General features: G+C 63.4%; 10 protein-coding genes. 6 read left to right on the top strand and 4 right to left on the bottom strand.

Annotation, left to right across the window (positions count from 1 at the left end):
* Window positions 1–215: 215 nt before the first annotated feature.
* From ACFWAD_RS17585 to cofC, 3 genes are all read right to left on the bottom strand, one after another.
* Window positions 216–1142: a bifunctional NUDIX hydrolase/histidine phosphatase family protein gene (locus tag ACFWAD_RS17585; protein ID WP_378545968.1), complete on the bottom strand. Its 927-nt coding sequence runs from the start codon at window positions 1140–1142 to the stop codon at window positions 216–218.
* A gap of 17 nt (window positions 1143–1159) precedes the next feature.
* Complete coding sequence (locus ACFWAD_RS17580; RefSeq protein ID WP_378449575.1) at window positions 1160–3319, bottom strand: RNA degradosome polyphosphate kinase; 2160 nt, start codon at window positions 3317–3319, stop codon at window positions 1160–1162.
* Between the two features lie 135 nt (window positions 3320–3454).
* Window positions 3455–4204, bottom strand: a complete 750-nt coding sequence (cofC, locus tag ACFWAD_RS17575; protein ID WP_378545965.1) for a 2-phospho-L-lactate guanylyltransferase — start codon at window positions 4202–4204, stop codon at window positions 3455–3457.
* Window positions 4205–4330: 126 nt separating this feature from the next.
* Here cofC and ACFWAD_RS17570 point away from each other — a divergent pair, with 126 nt between their 5' ends.
* The 3 genes from ACFWAD_RS17570 (at window position 4331) to ACFWAD_RS17560 (ending at window position 7656) form a co-directional block, all read left to right on the top strand.
* The gene (locus tag ACFWAD_RS17570; protein ID WP_019747941.1) at window positions 4331–5329 is read left to right on the top strand and encodes an NAD(P)H-dependent glycerol-3-phosphate dehydrogenase; all 999 of its coding nucleotides are present in this window, start codon (window positions 4331–4333) and stop codon (window positions 5327–5329) included.
* Window positions 5326–6477 carry a cystathionine gamma-lyase gene (locus tag ACFWAD_RS17565; RefSeq protein ID WP_378545963.1) on the top strand — a complete coding sequence of 384 codons (1152 nt, stop codon included), beginning with the start codon at window positions 5326–5328 and terminating at the stop codon, window positions 6475–6477. Before ACFWAD_RS17570 ends, ACFWAD_RS17565 begins: the two co-directional genes overlap by 4 nt.
* 72 nt (window positions 6478–6549) lie before the next feature.
* Complete coding sequence (locus tag ACFWAD_RS17560; protein WP_378545960.1) at window positions 6550–7656, top strand: D-alanine--D-alanine ligase family protein; 1107 nt, start codon at window positions 6550–6552, stop codon at window positions 7654–7656.
* Here the strand turns inward: ACFWAD_RS17560 and ACFWAD_RS17555 are convergent, their stop codons facing one another.
* Window positions 7657–8349: a DUF3515 domain-containing protein gene (locus ACFWAD_RS17555; protein WP_378545957.1), complete on the bottom strand. Its 693-nt coding sequence runs from the start codon at window positions 8347–8349 to the stop codon at window positions 7657–7659.
* Between the two features lie 77 nt (window positions 8350–8426).
* Here ACFWAD_RS17555 and ACFWAD_RS17550 point away from each other — a divergent pair, with 77 nt between their 5' ends.
* Genes ACFWAD_RS17550 through ACFWAD_RS17540 form a run of 3 tightly spaced genes read left to right on the top strand, consistent with a single transcriptional unit; the run spans window position 8427 to window position 10678 of the window.
* Window positions 8427–9476, top strand: coding sequence for a thiamine-phosphate kinase (locus ACFWAD_RS17550; protein ID WP_378545954.1), 1050 nt, complete (start codon window positions 8427–8429; stop codon window positions 9474–9476).
* Window positions 9477–9485: 9 nt separating this feature from the next.
* Window positions 9486–10007, top strand: a complete 522-nt coding sequence (locus ACFWAD_RS17545) for a gamma carbonic anhydrase family protein (protein ID WP_378449565.1) — start codon at window positions 9486–9488, stop codon at window positions 10005–10007.
* The gene (locus ACFWAD_RS17540) at window positions 10007–10678 is read left to right on the top strand and encodes a uracil-DNA glycosylase (RefSeq protein WP_378533825.1); all 672 of its coding nucleotides are present in this window, start codon (window positions 10007–10009) and stop codon (window positions 10676–10678) included. The genes ACFWAD_RS17545 and ACFWAD_RS17540 overlap by 1 nt, the downstream gene beginning before the upstream one ends.
* Window positions 10679–10817: the final 139 nt, after the last annotated feature.

Below are 10817 nucleotides of genomic sequence, written 5' to 3'. Positions count from 1 at the left end.
CGCAACTCTGGCTCCCCCCTCTCCGGCTCCGCCAACGGGCGGATTTTTGTCGCTTTGGGGATAAAACCCCGCGGCCGAAATACAACGTGGGCCTCCGGGGGGTTCAATCCGCGGCTGCACCTCTTTTTGCTGTCTCGGAGAAGTCTGAATTCTCCTGTGTTTCAATGCTTTGCAAAACTACCGAATCGGTCCCAGGCTCCGATTGCCCAAATCCCTCAGGAGTTGGCGACTTTGGGGAGCGGGCTGTCGAGGTGATCGGCACCGACAAGACGGCCGTCGAGGAACGAGAGCACCCAGGTGCTCGCCTTACGGTTGCGTGCAGAGGGCAGTGTTACGCCGGCCATATCGGCCCACCAGCGCATCAGATCGGGAATGACGCCTCCTTGGCTGCAGATCACGGGTGTGCCCTCCAGCGCGGCGATCTGCAACGCACGGGCCCGAGCGGCATCGGGATCGGCCGCATAACCTTCTTCGGTCAGAAGAGGTTCCGTAGAAATCTCGACACCCAATGCCTCCGCCAACGGCATCACCGTGTCGATGCAGCGAGTACGGTCGGCCGCGAAAACGGAATCGGCGCCGAAGATTTTCAGCTGCTCGACCAACGCGGCCGATTGCTCTTTGCCCTTGGCGTCGAGTGGACGCAGATTGTCGTCGCCCTTGTATCGCTTCCGGCTTCCGGCTTTTGCGTGGCGGACGAGTAATACCGTTTTGGTGTCCGGCCGAATGGAAACGAAGCGGCGAAGAATCATTCGATCCATCGGGTACGAAAGATGATCGGCGACCTCGGCGACCGGAAGCCAATAAAGAACATCCACTTCGTTATTCGGTCCGAAATCTCCGTCGACTGCTTCTGCCGACCAGTATTCGACCCGCTTGAGTTTGCGATGCCCCGGGATCGGGTATGTCACGCCACCGAGGTGCCTGCCGAAACGTCCCGTGATCGAGGTCTCTTCGCGCACCTCGCGAACCGCCGCGGTCAGGAAGGTCTCGCCGGGGTCGAGTTTCCCTTTGGGGAATGACCAGTCGTCGTACTTCGGTCGATGTACGACGGCGATCTCGATGGCGGAAGGATCCTCAGGAGCCTTCCGCCACAGAACCGCGCCTGCGGCAAAGATGTTGGCTTTGACCGGCTTGTCGCTCATTGTGTGATCCGAGCCCGTCAAGACCCGCTGGAGGTGCGGCTGCGCATCAACGACTGCTGATGCTCGCGCACGTCCTCGCCGCGTTCGGGGGCAGCTACCCAACTGCCGTCCGGATGCAGTACCCAGCAGCGAGTTCGGGGATCGAGCGCGGAATCGAAGATGTCACCGAGTTGCTTCGACAGTTTCGGATCCTTGACCTGCACCATGACCTCGACGCGGCGATCGAGGTTGCGGTGCATCATGTCTGCGCTGCCGATCCAGAATTCGTCGGCAGAGCGGAAATGGAACATTCGCGAGTGTTCGAGGAACCGGCCGAGAATGGAACGTACTTCGATGTTTTCGCTGAGGCCCGGAACCCCCGGCTTGAGCGCGCATATTCCGCGGACCACGATCTCGACGGGGATACCGGCCTTGGAAGCGCGGTACAACGCGTCGATGACCTGCTCGTCCACCAATGCGTTGGCTTTCAATCGGATACCGGCATCGCGGCCCGCGAGCTTGTGAGCGATCTCGTTGTCGATCCGCTCGATGATCCCGCGGCGAACCCCGTACGGCGCAACAAGAAGGTTGCGGTAACTCGTCTTACGGGAGTATCCGGTCAGCGAGTTGAAGAGGTCGGTGAGGTCCGCGCCGATCTCCGGTGCTGCGGTGAGCAATCCGACGTCCTCGTACATGCGCGCGGTCTTCGGGTTGTAGTTGCCGGTGCCGATGTGGCAGTAACGACGAATGGTCGACCCCTCACGCCTGACGACGAGGCACGTCTTGCAGTGAGTCTTGAGACCGACGAGACCGTAGACGACGTGAACGCCGGCCTGCTCGAGTTTGCGTGCCCACTTGATGTTGGCCTGCTCGTCGAAGCGCGCCTTGATCTCCACGAGGGCAACAACTTGCTTGCCGGCCTCGGCGGCGTCGATCAGTGCGTTGACGATGGGGGAGTCGCCGGAAGTGCGGTACAGGGTCTGCTTGATCGCGAGCACCTGCGGGTCGGCGGCGGCTTGTTCGATGAAGCGCTGAACGCTGGTGGAGAACGAGTCGTAAGGATGGTGGACGAGCACGTCGCCGTCGCGCAGGGTCGAGAACACACTCTTCGGCGTCTCACGCTCGCCGAACGCCGGATGCGTCGCCGGGACGAACGGAGCGTCCTTGAGTGCCGGGCGGTCGACGGCGTAAACCTGCCAGAGGCAGGACAAGTCGAGGAGGCCGGACACCTCGATCACGTCGGCCGGGTCGACGTCGAGTTCACGCAGAAGCAGTTCGAGCATGTGCTCGGTCATGTCGTCCGCGACTTCGAGTCGGACGGGCGAACCGAAACGGCGACGCGCCAATTCACGTTCGAGTGCCTGCAACAGATCCTCGTCGCGATCCTCTTCGACCTCGAAATCGGCGTTGCGTGTGATTCGGAAAGCGTGATGTTCGACGATTTCCATTCCGGGGAACAGAACGTCCAGATGAGCCGAAATCAGTTCTTCCATTGGAAGGAACGAATCGATGGTGGACGAAGACGTCGTGCTCTTGACTCGCACGAACCGGCCGACGTTGTCGGGGACCTTGACGCGAGCGAAGTGTTCGCCGCGGGTGACGGAGTCCTTCACGGTGACGGCGAGATTGAGGCTCAGTCCGCTGATGTAGGGGAACGGGTGAGCGTGATCGACCGCCAACGGCGTCAGTACCGGGAAGACCTGTTCGTGGAAATGCGCCGAGAGTCGGCCGTGATCGTCGGCGCTGAGATCGGCCCACCGAACGATCGAAATGCCTTCTGCCGCCAACGCGGGGCGGACCGAGTCGAGAAACACGTGTGCGTGCTTGTCGGCGAGTTCCTGGGTGCGTCGGGCGATGAGCGCCAATTGTTCGCGTGGGGAGAGTCCGTCGGCAGACCTGACCGACAGGCCCGTCTCGTCGCGGCGCTTGAGTCCGGCGACCCGGACCATGAAAAATTCGTCGAGATTGGAAGCGAAGATGGCGAGGAACTTTGCGCGTTCGAGCAACGGCAGTGACTCGTCGGCGGCCAATGCAAGAACGCGCGCATTGAAATCGAGCCAGCTGAGTTCGCGGTTGAGGTAGCGATCCTCGGGGAGTCCGACGAGCAGTTCGGGTAGCTCTGCTTTGGTAGCTGCAGGGGGAGCGCCCGGGATGTTGGTGGCAGTCGCGACGGCCTGAGATCGAGTCGAGGCGGCCACGCCGTTCTCGTGTCGGTCGGAGCTGTGGTCTCCGTCCGACTGGTCTTCGGAAATACGGTTTTCGAGTGCTTCGCCATTGCTCACTCGTCGATCATCCCCCACAATCGCGCGGTCCGACAATCGATGAAAGAAAATTCATCGACTGTTCGACGGCGCGGCCTTGAGTCTGGTCAACGAAGCCAGTGTGGCTGGGCCTACTCCCAGTGCTCGCACAGTGTCGAGGTCGGCATGAGTGTCGACGTCGGTCCGCAGTCCCGGCCACTGGCCGGTCAGTCGCCGTGCGCCTGAATTAGTGTGTCCGCGTGCGGATTCCGGACCGAATAGAGGGTCGAGTGAGCTCTCGCCACACGCAAAGAGTGCCGAGGTGCCGGTGCCGAGGTGATCGACGACGATGGAACGTCCGCCACGTCGGGCTGCGACTACCGCCTCCGACAACTCACTCGGTTGCATGGCGGGCAAGTCGGCTTGCAGCACAACGAGGTCGACCACTCCGCGCTTGGCCCGGATATCGGTGGCCGCTGCGCTCAACGCTGCGTTGAGGGTTTCCTCCGTGCGTGGTGGGGCGCCGTTGGTTCGCGCGCCGTCGGGAGTTGGATCGGCGTAGACGGTGACGCCGACGGAGTATGCGAGAGCGGCGACGGTCGGGTCGGGGGTGACCACGGTGACACCGTCGATTGCCGAGACGGAAGCAACGGTGGACAGAGTGTCGTGGAGCATCGCCAACACGAGGTCCGCCCGCGCGTCCGAGTCGAGTTCGTCCGCGAGGCGAGACTTGGCCGATCTCAAGGACTTGACGGCAACTATCGCATGCATGGGGCGTTCGATCTCCGCGTGCGCATGCGGCGTCTCCACGACGTGTGGGTACGGGGGGTCCGCGCTGTCCATTCCTCGATCTTGCCAGTCATCGCGCTTGGTGTCCGCGGCTGCCCACCGCAGCGAGCTTCAGGCGATACTCTGTGCAGACGATTTTTCTGGCGGCGACCCGCTTCGCCGGGTAGACGGGGTGAGCGTGTGAGTAAGGCAGCTGTACTGGGCGCAGGTTCGTGGGGAACGGCGTTGGCGAAGGTGATGGCCGAGGCCGGAACCGACGTGACGATGTGGGCCAGGCGTGAAGAAGTCGCGAAGCGCATCGACACCACGCACGAGAACAGCGACTATCTGCCGGGCATTGCTTTGCCGTCGTCGATTCGCGCGACCCACCACCACGAGGAGGCGATGGCAGGCGCGGACTTCATCGTGCTGGCGGTTCCCTCGCAGTCGCTACGGGGAAATCTGGAGCAGTGGAAGGGCTCGATCGGACCCGATGCGACTCTGCTGAGTCTGGCCAAGGGGATCGAGACCGGGACGCTCATGCGCATGAGCCAGGTCATCGTGTCGGTGACCGGCGTGGAACCCGGGCGCGTCGCAGTGCTCTCGGGTCCGAATCTTGCACACGAGATCGCCAGCGGGCAGCCCGCGGCGACGGTGATCGCCTGTTCGGATTCCTCGCGTGCCCTCGCTCTCCAGGATGCTTGTGCTACCGGCTATTTCAGGCCGTACACCAACTCCGACGTCATCGGATGCGAGATCGGTGGTGCGTGTAAGAACGTGATCGCGCTGGCCTGCGGCATGGCCGCCGGTAGTGGATTCGGCGACAACACGGTTGCCAGCATCATCACCCGTGGGCTCGCCGAGACGATTCGTCTCGGCGTTGCGCTCGGCGCCAAGGCGTCGACTCTTGCAGGCTTGGCGGGTGTCGGTGACCTGGTAGCGACCTGCACGTCCGAGCTGTCGCGAAACCGGACGTTCGGCGAGCGGCTCGGACGGGGCGGGTCGATGGAGTCGGCGCAGAAGGCGACAAACGGGCAGGTCGCCGAGGGCGTGAAGTCGTGCACGTCGGTGCGCGCACTCGCTGCCGGATACGACGTCGAGATGCCGTTGACCGACGCGGTCCACCGGGTGTGCCACGAAGGCATGGCCGTCAGCGATGCGATCGGTCAGTTGCTCGGACGCCGGACCAAGCCGGAGTGAGCGAAATCGGTGTGAGTCACTTCGAGGGTTACGGGGATTCGACGCGCAGCGTCAGCGCGGTAGCGCGGGAACACGCGGCGGGTCAGCCGATGCAGCTCGGTCCGATATTCGCTGCGCCGTACCAACTTTCGGCCGACGAAGGTTCCGAATCCGATACCTACGCTCGGGCATCGAACCCGGGTTGGCGCGGACTCGAATCTGCGCTCGCGGCGCTCGAGGGAGCGGACCACGCACTCGTCATGGGTTCGGGAATGTCCGCGATCACCGCGACCTTGCGCAGCGTGCTCGTCGCCGGGGACACGGTCGTCGTGCCGTCGGACGGGTACTACCAGGTGCGGTTGTACGCGAACGAACGGCTGGCGCCGTTGGGGATCACCGTTCGGGAGGTCTCGACCCTGCAGATGGGTGACGCGAGCTTCGCGGATCTGATCGAGGCGTCGCCGGGCCGCGTGGTCGTCGTCGCCGAGACGCCGTCCAACCCGGTGCTGGACGTGGTCGACCTTCGCGTGCTCGCCGACGTGTGCCACCGTTCGGGTGCACTCCTGATCGTCGACAACACGACTGCAACACCGCTGGGCCAGCGCCCGCTCGAATTGGGTGCCGACATCGTGGTGGCCAGCGGCACCAAGGCCCTCAGCGGGCACAGTGACCTCCTGATGGGTTACGTCGCTACCTCCGATGCGGCGGTAGGTCAGCGAATCGAGCGCGAGCGACTCCTCTCGGGAACGGTGCTCGGACCCTTCGAGACGTGGCTCGCGCACCGGAGCCTCGGCACGGCAGGACTGCGATTCGGGCGTCAGTGCGACAACGCGCTTGCACTGGCCGAGATGTTGGTAGGTCACAAAGCAGTCCGGTCCGTTCGTTACCCCGGTCTTCGCGGTGACCCGTCCTTCGCAACGGCATCCGGTCAGATGAATCGATTCGGCGGATTGGTGAGCGTCGAGCTGGATACAGCTCAGGCGTTCCACTCGTTCGTCGACGCGAGTGCTCTCGTCACGGCTGCCACCAGCTTCGGCGGGATCCACACGACGGCGGATCGCCGAGCGCGCTGGGGCGATCCGGTCAGTGCGGGTTTTGTCCGAATCGCTTGTGGCATCGAGGACACCACCGATCTCCTGGCCGATATCGAGCGCGCACTCGACGCGTAGACGGACCACGTCGATGATTTCCGGTCCGGCCCGATCGCGTGCCGAAGTCGATTCGGCGGTACGGTTTGACGCGTGAACAGCAGCCGTACCCGCGTGGCCGTGATCTTCGGTGGCCGGAGCAATGAGCATTCAGTGTCCTGTGTTTCCGCCGGAAGCGTCCTGAGCAACCTCGACCCCGATCGGTACGACGTCGTACCGATCGGCATCACCGTCGACGGTTCCTGGGTGCTCGGTTCGAGCGACCCCAGCTCCCTGGCGATCAGTGGGCGAGCGCTGCCGTCGGTCGACAAGGACGGAACCTCGGTGGTCCTCAGCGCGGACCCCACCCGCGAGGGCGAGGTCATCTCCTTCGACGGCACTGACGCCGGGGCGGTGCTCGCATCGGTCGACGTCGTGTTCCCGGTCCTGCACGGCGCTTACGGCGAAGACGGCACCATTCAAGGTCTGCTCGAACTTGCCGGGGTTCCGTACGTCGGACCCGGAGTCCTGGCCAGCGCCGCCGGCATGGACAAGGAGTTCACGAAGAAGCTTCTTGCCGCTGAAGGACTTCCCGTCGGAGTGCAGGTCGTGCTTCGACCGGGAACCGCAACGCTGACCGAAGAGCAGAAGGCGGAGTTGGGCCTTCCGGTGTTCGTGAAGCCCGCTCGAGGTGGTTCGTCCATCGGGATCACGCGGGTGAGCGATTGGGAGGGGCTGGACGGGGCAATCGCTCATGCACGCCTGCACGATCCCAAGGTGATCGTCGAAGGCGCGATCATCGGTCGTGAGGTGGAATGCGGCGTCCTCGAATTCCCGAACGGTGACGTCAAAGCGAGCGTGGTCGCCGAGATCCGGATGCCGGATTCCGACGCCGATTCGGACGCGTTCTACGACTTCGACACCAAATACCTCGACGACATCTGCGAATTCGACATCCCCGCGTTACTCGACGAGTCGGTGAGCGACCAGATTCGAGAGCTGGCCGTCCGTGCGTTCAAGGCACTCGATTGCCAGGGACTCTCGCGGGTCGATTTCTTCGTGACCGAGAACGGCCCGGTGATCAACGAGATCAACACGATGCCGGGGTTCACCTCCATCTCGATGTACCCGAAGATGTGGAACGCCACCGGAATCGATTACCGCACTTTGATTTCGACGCTGATCGACACCGCTGTCGCTCGCGGCACCGGGCTTCGCTGATCAGGGAACCGCGACCGGCGCCGGGTCGAGAGGCTTCTGCTCGAGAGTCGCCGTGATGGTGTCGGAAATCTCCTGAATCGGCGTCGGGCCGGTCCCGTCGGGAACCGTGATGCCGATGTACTCACCGCGGTCGACGGCAAACCAGGTGCTGGCCGCCAGACCGATGTCGGTTCCCGAGACCTGGAACCACTGGACGCCGTTCACGACCTGGAGCGCGGCCGCCTGGTCGAACTCGGTCGGACGATCGAGCCCGCAGCGCAAGACGATCGGCTCACCTTCGCTGCGCTGCCACGCGGCTGCTCCGGCCGGGGCAGGTTCCACCAACTCGGCTTTCGTGAAGTCGTCGATCTTGTCGGGAAGCGCGCCGAGGAGAGAAACGCAGGCCTCCGACTCGGCTGCCGGCGCCGGTACGGGTCCCAGCGCTACCGGCGAGAGTTCAGGATTATTGCCCGCGACGACGGCTGCGATCACCACTCCGACGATCAGGGCCACCGGCAGTGCGATGGCAGTGGCGATCAGCGCCGGGCTGCGGCGTTCGGTCGGATCGTCCTCGCCGTCGGGGTCGATGTCGGCGTTGTCTGCGGTGGAAGTGTTGTCTGCCATGCTCAGTTCTTCGCTCGGGTCCTGGTCCAGTCGATCAGCGGTCTTGTCACTTCTGAGGGCACGTCGGTGAATCGGTAGGATTGCCGACACACGCGTGAGCTTGCAGAAGCATTCACGACCACAGCTAGAAGGTACCGCAGGCCGCTTACGAGCGAATTGCGTCGGCATTGGAGACACTCATCGCATCATCGGAGTTCACCGCATCATCGGAGTTCACTGCATCATCGGAGTTCGAATCACAGCCCACTGTCGAGCAGGTGGGGGAGTTCGACGTGATCGCGCGATCTCTGGTCGGCCGAATCCAACCGGTCACCACCGAATTGGGGCCGGGTGACGATGCCGCGATCGTGACGTCCGGTGACGGCCGCGTGGTTGTCTCGTCCGACATGTTGGTCGAAGGTCGGCATTTCCGAGTGGACTGGTCTTCGCCACGGGACGTCGGCCGCAAGGCGGTGGCCCAGAACGCCGCTGATGTGGTTTCGATGGGAGCCAGGCCGACGGCATTCACGGTGTCGCTGGGGTGCCCGCCCTCGACTCCCGTCGACGTGATCGACGGAATTTCGGCCGGGATCTGGGACGCGGCAACAGATCTGGGGGCCGGTGTGGTCGGCGGTGACCTGGTCCAGTCACCGGTGATCGTCGTGTCGGTGACTGTGCTCGGCGATCTCGGTGGCCGTCCGGCAGTTCTCCGTTCGGGTGCAAAGGTTGGTGACAAGATCGCTGTCGCCGGGCTGTTCGGTTGCTCGGCAGCGGGATTGGCACTACTGCTCGACGAAACCGAACTGCTCGACGAAGCCGGCAGTTTTCCAGATTTACTTGCCTCTCATCGTGTTCCGAATCCGCCGTATCAATCGGCCTGGGACGCCGCAGAATCAGCACACTCGATGACGGACGTCTCCGACGGATTGATCGCGGACCTTCGACATCTCGCAGAGGCATCAGACGTACGGTGCGACATCGTGTCGGCCGCGGTTCCCACCTCAGCAGACGTCTTGTCGGCGGCCGAGGCGCTCGATGTCGATCCGCTGCACTGGATCTTGTCTGGTGGTGAAGATCACGGATTTGCAGCAACTTTCGGACCGGAGGTCGAGATTCCGTCGGGATGGACCGTGATCGGTGAGGTCGTCGCAGGTTCCGGTGTCTCCGTCGACGGTTCTCTTCGCGAGAGTGGTGGGGGTTGGCACAGCTTTTCGACCACCGGCACCACTGCGGTATAGGTTGCTTTCATGGCTGTATATGCACTTGGAGACAGAGTTCCGGACATACATCCGGACGCATACGTCCACCCGGACGCGGTGGTGATCGGCGCCGTGACTCTCGCTGCGGGCACCTCGATCTGGCCGCAAGCGGTGTTGCGTGGTGACTACGGAACAATTTCGGTAGGTCTCGGATCGAATATCCAGGACGGAACCGTCATCCACTGCACTGCAATCGATGCGACCGTCATCGGTTCGGGCTGCGTCGTGGGCCACAACGCACACATCGAAGGTTCGACCATCGAAGACAACTGCTTGATCGCATCGGGGTCCGTGGTGCTCAACGGAACGGTGATCGGTACGGGGTCGATCGTCGCCGCTGGTGCGGTGGTGGCTAACAAGATGCAGGTTCCGCCGCGCAGCATGGCGCTCGGTGTGCCCGCCAAGGTCCGTGCGGGATACGAGGTTCCGCTCGGTCACCTCGACGGCAACGTCAAGATGTACGCAGCCAATGCGGCGTACTACCGCGACGCGTTGCGCAGGCTCGACTGATGGCGCCGCTTGCCGAGATCGTCGATCCAGGGTGGGCGCGGGCACTCGAACCGGTGTCGGAGCAAATCTCCGCGATGGGCACGTTCTTGCGTGAAGAGATCGCTGCGGGGCGAGAGTATCTGCCGGCGGGGGAGAACGTCTTGCGTGCGTTCACGAATCCGTTCGACGACGTTCGAGTGCTCATCGTCGGTCAAGACCCCTACCCGACGCCCGGTCATGCTGTCGGGTTGAGCTTTTCGGTCGCCCCGGACGTGCGGCCGGTTCCGCGAAGCCTCGGCAACATCTACAAGGAATATCACCAGGATCTCGGATTGCCGATACCGTCGAACGGCGATCTGACTCCGTGGTCGAAACAAGGTGTGCTGCTTCTCAATCGCGTTCTCACCGTGCAGCCGGGTCAAGCCGCTTCGCATCGTAAGAAGGGCTGGGAGCCGGTGACCGAGCAGGCCATTCGCGCTCTGGTCGCGCGATCGTCACCGATGGTCGCGATCTTGTGGGGTCGCGACGCGGCTACTCTCGCGCCGATGCTCGGCGACACACCGATCATCGAATCCGCGCATCCGTCACCACTTTCGGCTTCGCGCGGTTTCTTCGGTTCGCGTCCGTTCAGTCGTGCGAACGAGCTCTTGACCGGACTCGGAGCTGATCCGGTCGACTGGAATCTGGGTTGAACGAACTGCGTCTGAACGAACTGCCGTGGGGGGCGGGGGGGGGCGGCGGGGGGGCCGGGGAAAAGAATTATACGAGTTTTGGGTGGGTGGAGAAGGGGGGGGGGGGTGGTCGGAGAAGGCGGCACCCACGCCGCCCGCC

The sequence above is a fragment of the Rhodococcus sp. NPDC059969 genome, from assembly GCF_042738325.1.
GTDB lineage: Bacteria > Actinomycetota > Actinomycetes > Mycobacteriales > Mycobacteriaceae > Rhodococcus_F.
This window is presented reverse-complemented; position numbering and strand designations above follow the sequence as displayed.

Bases quoted from the DNA above. Each gene is read 5' to 3' on its own strand.
- ACFWAD_RS17540 (WP_378533825.1), top strand. From the start codon at position 10,007: ATGGCGCCGCTTGCCGAGATCGTCGATCCAGGGTGGGCGCGGGCACTC.
- ACFWAD_RS17545 (WP_378449565.1), top strand. From the start codon at position 9,486: ATGGCTGTATATGCACTTGGAGACAGAGTTCCGGACATACATCCGGAC.
- ACFWAD_RS17585 (WP_378545968.1), bottom strand. From the start codon at position 1,142: ATGAGCGACAAGCCGGTCAAAGCCAACATCTTTGCCGCAGGCGCGGTT.
- cofC (WP_378545965.1), bottom strand. From the start codon at position 4,204: ATGGACAGCGCGGACCCCCCGTACCCACACGTCGTGGAGACGCCGCAT.